At 64.6% G+C, this 19,187-nt stretch carries 5 protein-coding genes; 4 read left to right on the forward strand and 1 reads right to left on the reverse strand.

The window, feature by feature from the left end; genetic code table 11:
- Positions 1-48 precede the first annotated feature (48 nt).
- From F7R20_RS01245 to F7R20_RS01255, 3 genes are read left to right on the forward strand one after another with little or no spacing between them, the layout of a single operon-like run.
- Positions 49-10,254, forward strand: a complete 10,206-nt coding sequence (locus F7R20_RS01245) for a non-ribosomal peptide synthetase (protein ID WP_042956661.1) — start codon at positions 49-51, stop codon at positions 10,252-10,254.
- Complete coding sequence (locus F7R20_RS01250; protein WP_003200893.1) at positions 10,251-14,087, forward strand: non-ribosomal peptide synthetase; 3,837 nt, start codon at positions 10,251-10,253, stop codon at positions 14,085-14,087. Before F7R20_RS01245 ends, F7R20_RS01250 begins: the two co-directional genes overlap by 4 nt.
- 1 nt (position 14,088) lies before the next feature.
- Complete coding sequence (locus tag F7R20_RS01255; protein ID WP_003200891.1) at positions 14,089-15,735, forward strand: cyclic peptide export ABC transporter; 1,647 nt, start codon at positions 14,089-14,091, stop codon at positions 15,733-15,735.
- A gap of 858 nt (positions 15,736-16,593) precedes the next feature.
- On the opposite strand, the gene fhuF is transcribed toward F7R20_RS01255, so the two are convergent.
- Positions 16,594-17,277 carry a siderophore-iron reductase FhuF gene (gene fhuF / locus F7R20_RS01270; RefSeq protein WP_003200888.1) on the reverse strand — a complete coding sequence of 228 codons (684 nt, stop codon included), beginning with the start codon at positions 17,275-17,277 and terminating at the stop codon, positions 16,594-16,596.
- A 199-nt stretch (positions 17,278-17,476) separates the two neighbouring features.
- Between fhuF and F7R20_RS01275 the strand changes: the two genes are divergently transcribed.
- On the forward strand, positions 17,477-19,180 hold the full coding sequence (locus F7R20_RS01275; protein ID WP_003200886.1) for an ABC transporter ATP-binding protein/permease: 1,704 nt from the start codon (positions 17,477-17,479) through the stop codon (positions 19,178-19,180).
- Positions 19,181-19,187 lie beyond the last annotated feature (7 nt).

Raw genomic sequence — 19,187 nt, forward strand, 5'->3', positions numbered from 1 at the left:
TGATCGACTCACTTGAGTTTTCAAGACTTTGAAATGGACCAAGCAAGCATGAACAACATCGAAGACATCTACTCCCTTTCGCCGACCCAGCACGGCCTGTTGTTCCACAGCGTCTATGAACCGGATTCGCGGGTTTATTACCAACAATTGAGCCTGGACATGAACGGCCCGCTGCAACTGAACGCGTTTCGCGCTGCCTGGCAGGCGCTGATGCAGCGCCACGCGGTGCTGCGCAGTGCGTTTCTCTGGGAAGAACTGGACGATGCCTATCAGGTGGTGCAACAGGAAGTCGCCCTGCCCCTGACCGAACTGGACTGGCAAGACCGCGCCGAGCCACAGGCCGCGCTGGAACAGTTGGCGCTGGAGCAGCGGGCGCAACCCCTGGAGCTGAATGACTCGCCGCTGATGCGCGTGTGCCTGGTGCGCCTGGCCCCCGAGCGCTGGCACCTGATCTGGACCTTCCATCACATCCTCATGGACGGCTGGAGCGTCGGCATCGCCGTCCAGGAGTGGCTGGCGCTGTACTACGAACAAGCCCATGGCCGCCCCGCCCACTTGGCGCCGACCCGCCCTTATCGCGATTACATCGCCTGGCTGGCGGAACAGGACATGGTCGCCACCGAAGGCTTCTGGCGCGAGCAGTTGCAGGACGTCAGCGAGCCGACCCCGCTGCCCACCTTCGCCGTACGCCAGGCAGCACCGGCAGGAGCGCCGTTCGCCGAACGGGAAAGTCTGCTGGCAGCCAGCGAAACCGAGCAACTGGCGCACTTCGCCCGCCAGAACGATCTGACCATCAATACGCTGATCCAGGGCGCCTGGGCACTGCTGCTGGGCCAACACGCCGGGCGTGACGACGTGGTCTATGGCGTCACCGTCGCCGGACGTCCGGAGAACCTGGCGGCGGTGGACAGCACCGTCGGGCTGTTCATCAATACATTGCCGCTGCGTGTGCAATGGGCTGACGAGCCGACGCTGGTGACCTGGCTGCAACACTTGCAGCAAACCAACAGTGATCTGCGTCACCACGCCTACCTGCCGCTGGGCAAGCTCAAGTCGATGACGCGCATCGCTGCCGAACAGGCGCTGTTCGACTCGATCCTGGTGTTCGAGAACTTCCCGGTCACCGACGCGCTCAACCAGGACACCGGTGGCTTGAGCTTCAGTGCCCCGAGCAACGACCAGCAGGTCGATGGCATTACCCTCACCCAAGGCCGCAACCACTTCCCGCTATCGCTGATCGTGGTGCCGGACAAACAACTGCACTACCTGATCAGCTACGACCGCAGTCGCTTCAGCGACGCAGAGGTCGCGGTGTTGTCGGCACAATTGCGCGCCATCCTGTTGGCGATGACGGCACAAGCGCAGTGCCGGGTCAACGAGCTTGAATGGCTGAGCCCTGAAGAACGCCAGCAACTGCTCGTGCAGGGTCGCGGCGTGCAGCTGCCGGTGCCTGAGGCGTGCCTGCACCAGCGTTTCGAACAACAGGTGGCCGCTCACCCGGAACACCTGGCGGTCCGCGACCGTCAGGTCGCCCTGACCTACCGTGAACTGGACCAGCAGGCCAATCGCCTCAGCCAGTATTTGCGCGCCCAGGGCATCGGCCACGACAGCGTCGTGGCGCTGGCCCTGGAGCGCAGCGCCGAGTTCGTGATTGCCCTGCTGGCCACCCTCAAGGCCGGCGCCGCCTATCTGCCGCTGGACCTCAAACAACCCGCCGGACGCCTGGCCGATGTGCTGGTGGACAGCCGCGCCGCGCTGCTGATCGGCGCGGCCGCCTCGCCCCTGCTCAAGGGCCTGGCCGAGCACACGCCGACGCTGTGGCTGGCGGAACAGGCCGAGACCATCGCCTCCCAGCCAGACATGCCACCGACCGTGGCCCACAGCCCGACTGACGCCGCCTACGTGATCTACACCTCGGGCTCCACCGGCACCCCCAAGGGTGTGGTGGTCGAGCACCAGTCCATCGTCGATTACCTGACGGCGGTGCACGCGGTACTCAACCCACCGCTGGCGGCCCGTTACGGCTTGCTGTCGAGCATCGCCGCCGACCTCGGCCACACCCAGCTGTTCGGCGCCCTGTGCAGCGGCGCCAGCCTGCTGCTGGTGGATGAAGACAGCGGCTTCAGCCCCCTGGCGCTGGCCGAACTCTTCGAGCAACACCCGGTGGATGTGCTGAAGATCACCCCAAGCCACCTGGCCGGTCTGTTGCAGGCGCTTCCCGACGCCCGCCTGTTGCCGCGCGCCCTGCTGGTCTTCGGTGGCGACGCCCTCAGCCCGGCGCTGCTGGAGCAGGTCAACCGCCTGGCCCCAGGGCTCAGGGTGTTCAACCACTATGGGCCGAGTGAAGCGACAGTCGGGGCGATTGCCACCGAACTGCCGGCAGGCCTGCACAGCATCGCCCTCGGCCGGCCGCTGCCGAACCGCCGATTGCAAGTGGTGGATGCCAACGGTCGGCTGGTGCCCACCGGGGTGTCCGGTGAGCTGCTGATCAACGGCGCCCTGGCCCGGGGTTACCTGCACCGCCCGGACCTGACCGCCGAGCGCTTCCACCTCGACGCGGATCAACAACGCTGGTACCGCACGGGCGACCGCGTGCGCTGGCAAGTGGACGGCCAATTGGCGTTCCTCGGTCGGGTCGACAGCCAGGTCAAGATCCGTGGCAACCGCCTGGAGCTGGGCGAAGTCGAGGCGCAGCTCAAACGCCTGTCGCCGCTGATCGAACAGGCGCTGGTCCGCGCCGTGGAACTGGACGGCAGCCTGCGCCTGGTGGCCTACCTGGTCGCCAGCCAGTCGCTGTCCGCCACGAAACTGCGTAACGACCTCGCAGCGCGGGTGCCGGACTACATGGTGCCGGCGCACTTCATCACCCTCGACGAACTGCCCCTGACCCGTAACGGCAAGGTCGATGTCCAGCGCCTGCCGCTCCCGCAAAAGCCCACGGACGACAGCGCCACCCACGTTGCCCCGCGCAATGAAGTCGAAGCGCAACTGGCCGCCATCTGGCAGGAGGTGCTGAAGCTTGAGCGTGTCGGCGTGCATGACAACTTCTTCGCCCTGGGCGGCGACTCGATCATCAACTTGCAGATCATCGCCCGCGCCAACCAGCAAGGGCTGAAACTCACGCCCCGCCAGCTCTTCGAAAACCGCACCATCGCCGACATCGCCCGGGTGCTGGGCGCCGATGCCAGCCAGGGTGTGGCACAAGACATTGCCGATGGCTATGAACTGCCGCTGGCCGCCGGTCAACTGGCGCGCTTGCAACAAGGGCCGTTGCACGCGACTTGGCGTTGCGTGGCGCTGACCCAGGCGATCGACAGCGAGCTGCTGAGCCAGGCCATCGGCGCCTTGCAGCAACACCACCAGGCCTTGCGCCTGGCGCTCAAGGCCCTGCCGGAGGGCGAGTGGCAGCAACGGGTGCTGGTCGCGACCAAGGCCCCGGTCATCACCACCGAAAAACTGGAGACCTGCGCCCCGGCGCAACTGCAAGCCCTGGCCCAGGCCGGTGTCGATGCGCTGGACTTGGACGCCGGCCAAACCCTGCACGCCAGCTTGCTGGAAGTGGGCGGCAAGCACGCCCTGCTGCTGGCCGCTCATCCGCTGTGCCTGGACGAAGCCTCCTGGTCGCTGCTGCTGACTGACCTCAACCTGGCCTTGGCGCAACTGCGTTATCAGCGGCCGGTGCGCCTGTCCTACGCCGGTGGTGACTTCACCCAGTGGACACGGCACCAGCAAGCTCACGCACAGGGCGATGCCCTGGACGACGCCTGGGAGCACTGGCTGCAATACGCCGGTCTGGAACCGCTGCAACTGCCTGACAGCCAGCAGCCGGTCAGCGTGATCGAACAGACCCTGGCGGCCGCCACCTCAGGCGAACTCAAGCGCCTGGGCGAAGTGCTGCAACTGGACTGGAATAGCCTGTTGGCCGCAGCCGTGGCCGAACAGTACCGTGAACTGTGCGGCAATGGCCTGATCGCGCTGAGCGTGCACGGCGCCCGACCGAGTGTCGAGCGCTTGCCGGTCGCGGGGCCGATTGCCGTGGCCGACCTCGACCCGGCACGCATCATCGGGCCCTTGGCACTGGCGGTGCCTTATTTCCTTCAGCCCGAAGGCGACAGCCTGCTGCAACGCTTGCAGGCACTGGCCACGCAGATGCGCGCCTACCCGCAACACGGCGTCGACTATGGCGCCCTGCGCTACCTGTCGGACAACACCTACCTGCAAGAACCGCTGCGTGACCTGCCGACGGCCTCGGTCGCCATTCGCTGGCAGGGCAACCTCGACAGCCATCGCGAAGAGCGCGGCATCCTGGCCCAGGTCGAAGCCGCAAGCCCATCGACGGCTTCGCCTTGCCCACTGACCCTGGACGCCTGGTGGCAGGATGACTGCCTGCACCTGCGCAGCCAGGGCACCCTCGCCGCCGACTGGGCACCGCGCCTTGCTCAACGCTTGAGCGAACTCGCCGAACTCGTCGCCACACCGGACCTGCGCCCTGCCAGCCAGGCGTTTCCACTGTGCCACAAGCAAGCGGCGACCCTGGCGGCCGAGCCACTGGACTGGTTGAACATCGAAGACGTCTACCCGTTGTCGTCGATGCAACAAGGCATGCTCCTGCACACGCTGTTGCAACCCCACAGCGGCATCTACCTGATGCAACAACGCTACAGCTGGGACGGGGTATTGCAACGCCCGGCGATGGAAGCTGCGTGGCAGTTGTTCCTCGAGCGCCATCCGATGATGCGGACCGCCTTCTGGTGGCAGGACGACCATGAGCCGCTGCAATGCGTGTACCGCCAGACCCACCCGGCGTTCGACTGGCAGGACCTGCGTCATCTCGACGAAGAACAGCAGCGCCTGGCCATGGACCAGGCCCTCGAAGCACAACGCCTGCAAGGTTTCGACATGGCCGCTGCGCCACTGACCCACCTGCGGGTGTTCCAACTCGACGAGCGACGCTTCGCCGTGGTGCGCAGCTTCCATCACATCCTGACCGACGCCTGGTGCTTTGGCCTGCTGATGGAAGACCTGCTGGCGATCTACCAGGCCATCGTGCGCCAGGAACCTGTGGCCCGTCCGCGCTTGCGCTCGTTCCGCGGCTACATGAGCTGGCTGGAACGCCATGACATGGCCGCCGCACACGCGTTCTGGCAAGCCGAAATGGCCGGTTTCAGCGAGCCGACGCCACTGCACGTGGACAGCCCCGCAGCCGGCCCGGAACAGGCGCCGGAACAGGTCGGCGACTTCGACCAGACCCTGAGCATCGCCCAGACCCAGCGTCTGCAGCAGCTATGCCAGCAATACCAACTGACCCCCAACACCTGGATTCAGGGCGCCTGGGCGCTGTTGCTGTCGCGCTACAGCGGCAACCGCGACGTGCTGTTCGGCGTGACCGTCGCCGGCCGCCCGACTGACCTCGCCGGTGTAGAAGAAATGGTCGGGCTGTTCATCAACAGCTTGCCACTGCGCATCGATGTCGACCCACAAGCGCCAGTGGCCGACTGGTTGCAGGCGCTGCTGTCCCACAACGCGCAATTGCGCGAACACGAAAGCGCGTCGCTGGTGGACATTCAGCGTTGCAGTCAGGTGCCGCGCGGCCAGCAATTGTTCGACAGCCTGGTGGTGTTCGAGAACGCGCCACTGGATATCAGCAGCGTGCAACTGGATGCCTTCAGCATCGACATCTACGAAGACCGAGTGCACACCAACTTCCCGATGACGGTGGTGTTGTACCCCGGCGACCGCCTGGGCATTCGCTTGTCCTACGACAGCATGCGTTTCAGCACTGACACCGTGCAGCGCATGCTCGGGCACCTGGTGCAGCTGCTTTCGAACATGCTGGAGACACCGCAGGCGCCCCTGGGCAGCCTGCACATGCTGCCTGAGTCGGAACGCCGGCAGTTGCAGATCGACTGCTACCGCAGCGACGTCGACTTCCCGCTGGAGCGCGGCTATGCGGCGCTGTTCGCCGAACAAGTGCGCAGCCGCCCGCAACACCTCGCCGCGGTATGCCAGGGACAATCGCTGACCTACGCCGAACTGGATCGCGGCGCCAACGCCATCGCCCATGCGTTGCAAGCCGCCGGGGCCGGCCCGGAAACCCTGGTGGCGCTGTTCGCTGAGCGTGGCCTGGCCTTGCTGACGATGATGATCGCCACGCTCAAGGCCGGCGCCGCGTTCCAGACGTTGGATATCCAACAGCCTCACGCCCGCCTGGCGGATCTGCTGGACCTGGGCGAAGCGCCGCTGTTGCTGGTGTGCGAGCACGCGACCTCGGCACTGGACAACGTCCTGCCGCAGATGCGCCAGCAACCCACCTGCCTGATCGCCCAGGCACTCTGGCAAGGCCGCGAACAGCCGCCGGTCAGCTATGTGCACAACCCGGATCAACTGGCCTACGTGATCTTCACCTCCGGTTCCACCGGCACGCCCAAAGGTGTGATGGTCGAACAACGCGGCATGCTCAACAACATGTTCGGCAAGGTCCCGAGCCTGGGCCTGGGTGAGCACGAACGGATTGCCCAGACGGCTTCGGCGGCGTTCGATATTAGTGTGTGGCAATTCCTCGCCGCACCGCTGTTCGGCGCCACCGTGCACATTCTTCCCGATGCCCAGGCCCACGACCCTGTAGCCTTGCTCGATGCGGTTCAAGAACAGCAGCTGACGCTGCTGGAAACCGTACCGGCGCTGATTCGCGGCATGCTCCAGGAAAGCCAGGCGCACCACAGCCTGGCGAGCCTGCGCTGGCTCCTGCCTACCGGTGAGGCATTGCCACCGGCCCTGGCGCGGGACTGGTTCGCACGCTTCCCGGCCATCCCGTTGATGAACGCCTACGGACCCGCCGAATGCTCGGACGACGTCGCCTTCTACCCCATCACCCAAGCCCCGGCCGACGACTGCCTGCACATGCCCATCGGCAAGCCGACCGCCAATAACCAGGTGTTCGTCCTCGACTCGGCGCTGCGCATGGTCCCCATCGGCGTACCCGGCGAGTTGTGCATCGGCGGTGTCGGCGTAGGTCGCGGCTACCTGCGCGACCCGCAACGTACCCGCGAAGCCTTTGTGCCGCACCCGTTCCAGGCCGATGCGCGCCTGTATCGCAGCGGTGACATCGGCCGGATGCGCGCCGACGGCGTGATCGAGTACCTCGGCCGTCGCGACCAGCAAGTGAAGATCCGTGGCCACCGCATCGAACTGGGCGAGATCGAAAACCGCCTGATGCAACACCCGGCGGTGGACAGCGCGGCGGTGCTGGCGCTGCCCGACGCCCGCGGTGCGTTGCAACTGGTGGCCTGGTATGTGCTCGACGAAGCGGTCGACCTGGGCGGTGAGTCCGCGCAACAGGTCTTGAGCGCTTACCTGGGCCAGCAACTGGCAAGCTACATGGTCCCGGCCCGTTGGCTGGCCCTTGCGCAATTGCCGCTGAACGCCAATGGCAAGGTCGACCGCCGCGCCCTCGCCGCCCTGGATGTGCCCCAGGACGAGACAGCGCAGGCGCAAGGCATCGCACCGCGTACGCCAACCGAGACAGTGCTCGCCGAACTCTGGCAGGAAATCCTTGGCCTGGACGATGTCGGTGTGCATGACGACTTCTTCGCCATCGGCGGTCACTCGCTGCTGGCCACCCAGGTGTTGTCGCGGATTCGTCGACGGTTGAACGTGAACCTGCCACTGCGCACGCTGTTCGAGCGCGGCACCCTCGAACAATTGGCCGAAGCGGTCGATCAGCAGCGCAACGCCCAGACCGAAGCCGACAGCGACAGCGAGATGACCCTGGCGCCGCGCAACCAGCCGTTGCCGCTGTCCTACAGCCAGCAACGGTTGTGGTTCCTGGATCGCTTCGAAGGCCCCAGCGCCGCCTACAACATGACCACCACCGTCAGGCTGCGTGGCGCGCTGGACATCGCGGCGCTGCAAGCGGCGTTGCAGGCAGTCTTCGAGCGCCATGAATCCTTGCGCACGGCGTTCCACCTCCACGGCGACCAGCCTTGCCAGGTCATCAGCCCGGCGCCTGTGGTGGACTTGACGCCGACCGAGCTGAGTCACCTCGACAGCAAGCAGCAGGCGCCAACCCTGCAACGCCTGATCTCTGAACAGGCCGCTCGCCCGTTCGATCTGCAACAGGCACCAATGCTGCGCGCCAACCTGCTGCGCCTGGGTGCCGATGATCATGTGCTGCAACTGGTGCTGCATCACATCGCCACCGACGCCTGGTCCATGGGCATCCTGATGCAGGAGCTGATCGTCGGGTACCAGGCCCGCACCAGCGGCTCGACACCGGTGCTGCCGGTGCTGCCGATCCAGTTCGCCGACTATGCCTATTGGCAACGCAGCGAAGCGCAACAGCGCCTGCTGGCAAGGGCCATCGACTACTGGCGCCGCCAGCTCGACGGCGCGCCAACGCTGATCCCGCTGCCACTTGACCAGCCACGCCCGGCGCGCCCCGACTACCAGGGCGCGGCGCTGGAGCAACGCTTCACCGCGGCCCAGACGCAGGTGCTCAAGGCCTATGCGCAAGCGCAACGGGCGACGCTGTTCATGGTCTTGCTCAATGCCTTCAACAGCCTGTTGCAGCGGGCCACCGGAGCCAACGATTTCATCGTCGGCACCGACCTGGCCAACCGCGAACATCCGGCCCTGGAACATCTCATCGGCTTCTTCGTCAACGTGTTGCCGATCCGTGCCCGCCTGAGCGAGGGCGAAACCTTTGACGTCCGCCTGCAACGCTTGCGCGAGGATTGCCTGTCGGCGTTCCAGCACCAGCAGGTGCCGTTCGACAAACTGGTCGAGGAGTTGCAGCCGCCGCGTACGCCGGGGGTCAACCCACTGGTCCAGGTGCTGTTCGTCATGCAGAACACACCCAGCGGCAATGCCAGCCTGCCGGACCTTGAGGTGGAGCACTTGGTATCGCCCCAGGAAAGCAGCAAGTTCGACCTCGCTGTGTTCGTCGAAGAGGACGAGGAACAAGGCCTGAACGTGCGCTGGGTGTATCGCACCAGCGTGCTGCAGGCGCAGACCGTCCAGCGCCTCGAACAAGGCTTCGAGAGCCTGCTGGAGCAGATCCTCTCGGACGCAGGCCAAGCGCTGGAGCATTGGTCGTGGCGCCTTGAGGGCGGCAACGCCAGCACGCCGTCCCAGGCCGATTCGTCGCTCGACGAGGCCTCGGCCCGCAGCGCGCGCAAGCAGTCGAAACTGAGCAAGCTCAAGCAGACGCGCGCTACCGCCGTGAGCCAGGTGGCCCACGAGCAGGTCCGTACCCGCACCCTCAACGCCGGGCAGGCCTTGCCATTGGTGATCGAGCCGTTGCTCGGCGACCTGGACCCGGTGCACTGGGCGCTGCAAGCCCGGGAATGGATCAATGCCCAGTTGTTGACCCACGGTGGCCTGCTGTTCCGAGGTTTCAACCTGCCGGACGCTGGCGCTTTCGAACAATTCGCCCAGGCCATCGAACCCGACCTCTACGGGACCTACGGCGACCTGCCGAAAAACACCTCGGGCAAGAACATCTACCACTCCACGCCGTACCCGGAACAGCACATGATTCTCTTCCACAACGAGAGCTCCCATCTGCCGCAGTGGCCACGCAAGCAGTGGTTCTATTGCGAAACGCCGGCACCGCGCGGCGGCTGCACGCCCATCGTCGATTGCCGGCAAGTGTTGGCGCGCTTGCCCGAGGACATCGTCGCTCGCTTCAAGGCCCTGGGGCTGCTTTATGTGCGGCACTTCACCGACAAGCTGGATGTACGCTGGCAGGACTTCTTCAAGACCGAACAGCGCGAGGAAGTCGAGCGCCAATGCCTGGCGTCGGGCATGCGCTGGGAATGGCTGGGGGCCGACAACCTGCGGATCGCCCAGCATTGCCCGGCCATCGTCGCGCATCCCGAGACCGGTGAACTGTCGTTCTTCAACCAGGTGCAACTGCACCACACCGCCTGCCTGGAGCCGGAAGTGCGCAACAACCTGATCAGCCTGTTCGGCCCCGGGCACCTGCCCCGCAACGTGTACTACGGCGACGGCAGCGTGATCGAAGACGCGGTGATGCAAGTGATCGGCGAAGCTTATGAAGACTGCGCAGTACGTTTCAGTTGGCAAAAGGGTGACATGGTGATGCTGGACAATATGTTGGTGGCCCATGCCCGGGACCCCTTCGAGGGCGAGCGCAAGATCTGCGTTGCCATGGGCCAGATGATGCGCCGTGAACAATTGACCGGCTGCCTGCCCGAAGCGCAGCCGTCGCCGGCTGCGGAGGTGCAGGCATGAGCGCCTTCGAAAAACGTGAAGAAGCCTTCGCCCTCTCGCCCCAACAACGCAGCCAGTGGTTGGCGGGGTTGCCAGCAGCGCGCCTGGAACTGGAAATAAAAGGTCCGTTGGCCCTGGAACGTCTGCAGCAACGACTCGTCGCCCTGAGCGCCTGCCACGAGGCCTTGCGCCTGCGGGTGAGGCCTGAGCCTGGCTTGCTGATGCCATTGCAAGTGATCGAATCCACCGTCATGGCCGCGAACGCCTTCAACGTCGAGGTGCAAGCAATCGGCGCCGATCACCACCAGGTGACGCTGCAATTGCCGGCACTGAGCGCCGATCGCGGAACCTTGCTGCGCCTGGCGCAGGCATTGGGCTCGACCGATGCGCCATCGGTGGATGACGAGGCCATGACCTATACCCAGTACAGCGCCTGGCTCTACGAATTGCAGGCCGATGAAGACGCCGAGCCTGGCCGACGCTTCTGGGCCAGCCAGGCCCTGGACGAGCTGGCCGCCAGCGAATTGCTCTACCGCCAGGTACGCAGCGACTGCCCCGACGCCCCGGTCACCACTCGCCTGGACGCCAACCCGTCGGTGAGCATGGCCCTGGACAGCTTTTGCCAGCGTCACGACGCATCGCCCGAGCAGGTCTTGATGACGGCCTGGGGCGTGCTGTTGCAGCGCCTGAGTACTGGCGACAGCCCCGCACTGACCTTGAACTGGGTCCACGATTGCCGCGACGACTATGAAGAACTCGCCGACTGCTGGGGCTTGTTCGCCAAGCCCCTGCCCCTGCGCTGGCAACCGGCGGCGGACAGCCATTTTGCCCAGGCGCTGGCGAACCTGCAGGTGCTCTGCGAGCAAGCCACGGAATGGCAGGAATACTGCGGCGTCAGCGCTGCACAGCCGGGCGACGCCCCGCAGTACGGTTTTCAGTGGGGTGGGCAGTTGCCCGAACGGCTCGACACCTTGGGCAACCTGGCATCGACGCTCACCGTGCTGGACGCACAGGCCATCCCCGCGGGCATGGAGCTGCTGCTGGTGGCCGAAACCACCGCTGGCGGCTATCGCTTGAACCTCTGCCACCTGCCGAGCCGCTACAGCGAGCAAGCCGCCCTGGTCTTGCTGGAGCAGTTCCAATCGCTGCTGCTCGATGCCCTCGCCAACCCGGGCAAGCCCTTGGCCGAGCTGTCATTGCAGTCGCCGAGTTTCACCGCGACGCTGGCCGCCCTGCAGGCGCCAGTCGACGTCGCGGCGCTGCCGTTTACCAGCGTGCCGGCGCGCTTCGATGCGTGTGCCGCGCAGTTCCCCGAGCACTTGGCCCTGCGCGACCACAGCGGGCCACTGAGCTACGCTCAATTGCAGGCCCGCAGCAGCCAACTGGCGCGTTACCTGCGCGCTCAAGGCGTGGGTCGCGAAGACCGCGTGGCGTTGTACCTGGATCGCTCGTCGCAGATGGTCCTGGCCATGCTCGCCGTGCTCAAGAGCGGCGCGGCGTTCATTCCCCTGGACGTGCATCAGCCAGCACAGCGCTCCCTGGCCATCCTGCAACAGGCGCAGCCGGTCTTGGTCCTGAGTGGTTCGGCCGGCAGCGCCCCCGCGTTGCCCGGCATCGGCAGCCTCGACCTGCGGGATGAAGCGACCTGGCAGCAAGCACCCACCACGCCAGTCGATGTCGAGATCCAATCCCAGGACGCGGCTTACGTGCTGTTCACCTCCGGCAGCACCGGCACGCCTAAAGGCGTTATCGTCGAGCATCGGCAGCTGGCCAGTTATGTCGCCAGCGTGTCCCGCCGCCTGGCGCTGGCGCCCGGCGAACGCAGCGCGGTGGTGACTTCCCTGGCGGCCGACCTGGGCTACACGTTGCTGTTCCCGGCACTGCTCAGCGGCGGCGAATTGCACTTGCTGGACAAGGAAACGGCGATGGATGCCCAGGCCTGGGCTGCCTGGCAGGCGCAGTACCCGATCGACCACCTGAAGATCGTGCCGTCGTTGCTCGACGCCTGGCTGATTCACGCCCAAAGCGCTGCCGTGTTGCCACGCAAGCAATTGATCCTCGGTGGCGAAAGCTGCTCGCGGCGCCTGTTGCAAAGCATTCGCGGCCTCGCACCGACGCTGGCGCTCTTCAACCATTACGGCCCGACCGAAACCGCCGTTGGCGTGGTGATGCACAAAGCCGAGCCGGCCATGGATTATCGCCGCCTGCCGCTGAGCGACCGTCTCGACGGCATGCGCCTGTACCTGCTCGACGAGCAGCAAGCGCTGGCCGCCCCCGGCCAGAGCGCCGAGCTGTATATCGCCGGCCCGCAACTGGCCCGCGGTTACCTGGACGCACAACAAAGCGCCGGGCGTTTTATCGAACTGGCGCAACTGCCTGGCGAACGCCTCTATCGCACCGGCGACCTGGCCCGCTATCGCCATGACGGCAGCCTGGAAATCACCGGACGCGCAGACCGCCAGGTGAAAATCCGCGGTTTCCGTGTGGAACTCGACGAGATCCAGGCGCAGCTGACCGGCCTTCCCGGTGTAGCCCAGGCTGCCGTGGAATGCATCCCTCGGGGCGAGCTCGGCCAGCAACTGTTCGCGTTCATGACCCTGGCGCCCGGGCATTCGACCACGGTCGCCCGGCTGCACGGCCAGGCCCAGGATTGCTTGCCAGACTACATGCTGCCCACCCTGCGGATCGTCGAAGCATTGCCACTGATGGGCAACGGCAAGCTCGACCGCAAGACCCTGCAGCAATGGGCCGATAAAGTCCTCGACACGGTCGGCAGCGCCTTGCCGCGCACACCGCTGGAAGCCCTGCTCGCCGACGTCTGGGCGCAGGTGCTGGGCCTGGAGCGGGTGGGTATCGACGATGACTTCTTCGAGCTGGGCGGCCACTCCCTGGCAGCAGTGACCCTTGCCAGCCGCTTGCAGACCGCGCTGGCGGCACCGGTGACGGTCAATGCGGTGTTCAATGCCCCGAGCGTCTCGGCGTTTGCGGCGCTGGTACAGGCCGAGCTCAAGCTCTCGCCGCTGGTCCGGCTGTCGGCACCCAACACCGTTGAAGCCGCCAACCTGTTCTGTTTCCACCCATCCACCGGCCACGTGCAGGATTACCGCACGCTGCTGGCGCCGCTTTCGGGCTGGCGTCTGTGGGGCTTGCAGGCGGCGTACCTGAGCGACGACAGCACAGCGCTGGGCGGCGATATCAAGAGCCTCGGCGCGCTTTATGTCGAACACCTGCGCCAGCAGCAACCGCAGGGGCCTTATCACCTGCTGGGCTTTTCCCTCGGCGGCCTGCTCGCGATTGCCGCGGCCGCTCGCCTGGAAAGCCAGGGTGAAGAAGTGGCGTTTCTCGGGATCATCGACTCGCAATACCAGCATCAGGCGCCGGAAGACAGTGTCGAAGCACTGCTGGAATCGGCTTCCCAAGCACTGACACCGGACAGCCAGGCAGTGTTGCGCCAGTTGCCGCCGCCGATCATGGCCGCTTTGCTGGCGCAACTGGACGCCCTGTCTCCAGCGGCACGCCTGCCGGAACTGGTCCAGTGGGCACGGCAACAAGGCCTGCAACTCGATGGCGACAGTTGGGAGCATTTGCAAACGCGGCTGCGCTACCAGCAGCATACGCAGCATCTACTGGCGACTTTCCAGCCTGCCCGGCTAAGTTGCCCGGTGCATGTCTGGTGGGCCAGCGACACCCTCGCCCAGCCTGACTTCGCCGATCCGCAGTGGGAACGCCTGAGCAGCGGTCCGTTGACCCGCGAGGTCATCGCCGCACAACACCTCACCATCCTTGAGCAACGCGCCTTGCATGAACAATTGGCGGCGCGCCTCACGGCCATTGCTACACACGGAGCGGTTTGAAATGGATCTGTTGTTACTCATGGCTAAACGCTCATGGCGCGCACTGCTGGTGGCGACCCTGACGGGGCTGACCTGCGGCCTCGCAGCGGCCGGCCTGATCGCCAACATCAACCACAGCCTGGAGGTGTTCGATAAGCTGCGCCCAGTGGATGGCTTGCTCTTCGCCGGCCTGGTGGTGTTGGTCGCGGTGTCGCGGATAGTCTCCGACATCAGCCTGCTGCGCCTGGGCCAGGCCGCGGTCAACGACATGCGCCTGCACCTGAGCGCCAAGCTGATCGACACGCCCTACGCGCAATTGCAGCGCCTGGGCAAACATCGCCTGCTGGCAATGCTCACCGACGATACGCAAACCATCAGCCAAGCGGTGGAGTTGGTGCCGATCCTGCTGGTCAACGTCGGGATCATCGTCGCATGCCTGGGCTACCTGGGCTGGCTCAGCATGCCGCTGCTGGGCCTGACGCTGCTGCTGATCGCCCTCGGCAGCCTGAGCTTTCACTGGCCGCAACGCCGGGCACTGACCTCGATTTCCCGCGCTCGCGAGCTCAAGGACCAGTTGTTCAATCAATACCGCCTGCTCACCGATGGCAGCAAGGAACTGCAACTCAACCATCCGCGCCGGCAGCACTTCTTCACTCGCCTGCTGATACCGGTGAGCCAGCAATATCGCCGCGATTTTGTCCGGGGCATGAGCATCTACGCCCTGGTCCTGAACTGGGGCAATGCGGTGTTCTACATGCTGATCGGCGTGGTGCTGTTCGCCGCGCCGCACTTCATCGAGCTGGGCGTGAGCCTGGTCACCGGCTATATCCTGGCGATCCTCTACATGATCACGCCGCTGTCGGAACTGATGCACGCCTTGCCGACCCTCGGCCGGGCCAGCGTGGCGCTGAACAAGATCCGCGCCCTGGAAGGCGAGATGCGAACCGCCGACGAGGCCCTCGACACGATCTCGCCGACCCAGGTTCGCAGCCTGGTGTGCCGCCAGGTCACCCACACCTATTACCGCGAGCGCGAGGACGGTCATTTCACCCTGGGCCCCATCGACCTCTCCCTCAATGCCGGCGAAGTGGTGTTCATCACCGGCGGCAACGGCAGCGGCAAGACCACCCTGGCCTTGTTGCTGACCGGGCTATACCGGCCGGAAAGCGGCGACATCATGCTCGACGAGCAAGTGTCTTCGAGCAATGACAACCACCATTACCGGCAGCACTTCTCGGCGATCTTTACCGACTTCTGCCTGTTCGAAAACCTGTTCGATGGCGACGATCCGCACCTGGTGAAACAGGCGCAGGACTACCTGGTGCACTTGCAACTGGACCACAAGGTGAAAATCGAGGAAGGCAAGCTGACAACGCTGGCGCTGTCCACCGGGCAACGCAAGCGCCTGGCGCTGCTCAGCGCGTACCTGGATGATCGTCCCTGCTATCTGTTCGACGAATGGGCTGCCGACCAGGACCCGGTGTTCAAGCACTTTTTCTACACCCGGATCCTGCCGGACCTGCGCAAGCGCGGTAAATTACTGATCGTCATCTCCCATGACGACGCCTACTTCGGCCTGGCCGACCGGCTGATCCGCATCGAACATGGCAAGCTCAGCGAAGTCGCCCCGCAGGCTGATGCGATGCCCGTGGCCGAAATGCTGTCTTGAGGAAACCCTGAACATTGTGGGTAATGCTGTTCACTTACGGCGCTTCTTTCAGAAATGGAAAGCGTCGTTTTTTTGATAAAGCTACTCGCCTTTTTTCCGGACGGATGGTGTGTATATCCGTTGCTGCGGTAACGGCGGCTGGCGGTTCCGCCCTGACGGCGGGTCACTTTTGGAAGAGCCGGGAGCCGGACCAGCCAAAAGTAACCAAAAACGCTTTGCCCCACCACTCGGTGCCTCGCTAGGGCTCGGCATGCCCTCACTCCGGCCAGCGTGGTTTAACGGGGCTCTCAGATCAAGATCTAAAGCAAAGCAAAAGCGGGGCATGTCCAGCATCTATGTGACTGCGCCACGGCTATCGCGAGCAGGCTCGCTCCCACAATGGGCCGCAGTGAACACAGAACTCATGAACACCCAAGATCACCTGTGGGAGCAAAGCTTGCTCGCGATGAGGCCAGCAAACCCAACATCCATGCGACTGAGCCACCGCCATCGCGAGCAAGCTTTGCTCCCACAGTTCTGATGGGTGTATGACCGGGAGAACCAGGTCGGCTGTTAGGCCGCCTCGCGGTGGACGTTGATCTCGGCGCCCCGTTAACCACGATGGCCGAACGCAGGCATTGTGGAGTGGGCCCACGGAGCAATGCCGGAGTGAGGGCATGCCGAGCCCTAGCGAGGCACCGAGTGGTGGGACACATGCGTTTTGCTTACTTTTGACTGGGCCGGCTCCCGGGCTTTTCAAAAGTGAGCCGCCGTCAGGGCGGAACCCTAAGCAGCCGTTACCGCAGCAACGGATATGCACCCAATCCAATCCAATCCAACCCAGTCCAACCCACCCAAAAGAAAACGACGCGCTCCCCCCTACTCATAGATGTAATGCAGGTAGCTCACCTGCTCCGCCACCGGCAGGCGGTGCAGCTTGGGGCAGGATTCGCAGAGCACTGGCGGTTGGCCTTCGACCGGCTCATGCAGCTGGTAATGCAGGCAGCAATGCCGGCGCAGGGGCAAGCACGGGCAAATCTGCGGCGCCGGTGATTCGACCATGCGTTGCAGGCCTCGCAGCTTCAAGCGTCCGTTGTTCACCGTGACGTGTTCCAGCCACTGGTGCGCCTCGGCGAAGCCGTCCCTGGACAGGTCCGGGTCCAGCCTGGCGAACGCGCCATCCCAGATGGCGACGAAGTTGCCCCACAATATCTTCGGAGCCAGGCCACCAGCGGCGGCCAAGGTGCTGAACAGCGGCGCCAGGTGCTCGTGGATCAATCGCGACCAGTACGCGGCACGATCATCCGCACCCAAGGCCGACAGCCCGGTGGCCAGGCCCAGCGCCGCAGGTTGACCGTCGTCGTGCAGCAGCAGCGCGTCTTCGCCCCAGAACTCGATGGCGCAATGACGCGTCAGCACGCAGGCCAGGGTGGCCGGCAGGACAATACTCATGTAGTTCATCGACCACTGCGAGACCACGGCGGCGCGGTTCACCCCCGGGTAACGCAGGGCAAACCGGCTCAGCAAGGGTTGCAGTACGGCAGGGTCGGCAAGCTGGCTCAACGCGATGGCAGGCTGGTCGCCAGGTGCCTGCCGGATAACCCGCTGTATCGGCGGCCAGGCCTGGTTAAGCCATTCTGGAAATTCGATAGCGGGGCTCCCGTGGCTTTCCCTAATTAATGCAAACGATTAGCATTGGCTGATCCTATCCTCCCGCCCTTGCAAACTCAACGTCGTTAGCGACCAGGCTTACCAAGACCACATGCACACACTTCGCAATTTCTGGCGTCTCGCACGGCCTTTCTGGGCCTCCGAGGAAAAATACCCGGCCCTGTTGCTGCTGTTGGCCACCGTGCTGATGACCCTGTGCCTGGTTGGCGTCAATATCCTCACCAATTTCTGGAACCTGCACTTCTATAACGCCTTGCAGGCCTTGGACTATCACGGTTTCCTGATCGGCAGCCTGCAATTCATCCTGCTGCAGATCGGCACGGCCGCCTTTACCGTGGGCGCATTCCACTTCCAGCAAAAGCTGACCATCCGCTGGCGGCGCTGGGCGACCCGCAACATGCTCGATCAATGGCTGGGCAGCCAGCGCTACCAGAAGCTGAAACTGACCGAAACCGACGTCGACAATCCTGATCAGCGGATCGCCGAGGACATCGACTTGTTTATCGTCAAGTCGCTGAAGTTGAGCCTGGGCCTGTTGACGTCGGTGGTGTCGCTGTTTTCCTTCCTGCATATCCTCTGGCAGGCCTCCAGCCTCGTCAGCGTGCCGTTCAACGACCAATCGGTGGTCATTCCGGGGCTGCTGGTGTGGGTCGCCCTGGTGTATGCGCTGGCGGGCACCGGCCTGGCCTTTTGGCTGGGCCGCGCGCTGCCCAGCCTCAATTTCATGCAACAGCGGCGTGAGGCGGATTTTCGCTTCTCGCTCATCCGCCTGCGGGAGAATGCTGATTCGGTGGCGCAATACCGGGGTGAAGTCGTGGAGAACGAACGCTTCAACCGTCGCCTGGAGGCGGCGCTGGAGAACTTCTGGGCGCTGGTGAAGAAACAGAAGTTGATCATGGGCTACTCGACCTTCTACTTGCGCAGCGCGACGGTCATCCCGATGTTCATCATGGCCCCACAGTTCTTTGCCGGCGCCTTTCCCCTCGGCCGCCTGACCCAGATAAGCGCGGCCTTCGGCGAAGTGCACGCGGCCATCGCCTACCTGGTGAGCGTGTTCCCGGAGCTGTCGGAATGGAAGTCGGTGATCGACCGGCTGGTCGGTTTCCAGGAGCGCCTGGATAACGTCGAGGTCAAGTCCCAGGTCAGGCACGAGCAACAGGCCAGCGGCCTCGACATCAAGGACCTGGACATCTGGCTGCCGAACGGCCGGCCATTGTTCAAAGGCTTCAACCTTTCCCTCAAGCCCGGCGACAGCCTGATGATCAGCGCGCCGTCCGGCTACGGCAAATCGACGCTGATCCGCACGATTACCGGGCTTTGGCATCACGCTCGCGGTTCAAGTTGTTATGACCGTGAGCGCGCCCTGACACTTTCGCAAAAACCCTACCTGCCGTTGGGCAGCCTGCGCGAGGCGCTGTGGTATCCCAAACCGCCCCGTCGCGAAGAAGATGCGGCGCTGCGCCAGATCATGGAGCAAGTCGGCCTGCAACACCTGGCCGATCAGTTGGAGGAGGAACGGGACTGGGCGCAGACCCTCAGCGTCGGCGAACAGCAACGCTGTGCATTCGTCAGGGCCCTGCTGACCCGCCCTACGGTGCTGTTTCTCGACGAGAGCAGCTCGGCGCTGGATGCGGCAAACGAAGCGCGCTGCTATCAACTGCTCAAGCAAACGCTGCCGGACACGATCCTGATCAGTGTCGGGCACAGCGCCTCCCTGGAGCACTTCCATTGGCAAGTCCTTGAATTGCGGGACGAGGCGCAGTGGGTGCATCGCAAGGTCAAACAAGCGGTGTGAGCCCAAT

It is taken from the genome of Pseudomonas brassicacearum subsp. brassicacearum (genome assembly GCF_008801605.1).
Lineage (GTDB): Bacteria > Pseudomonadota > Gammaproteobacteria > Pseudomonadales > Pseudomonadaceae > Aquipseudomonas > Aquipseudomonas brassicacearum.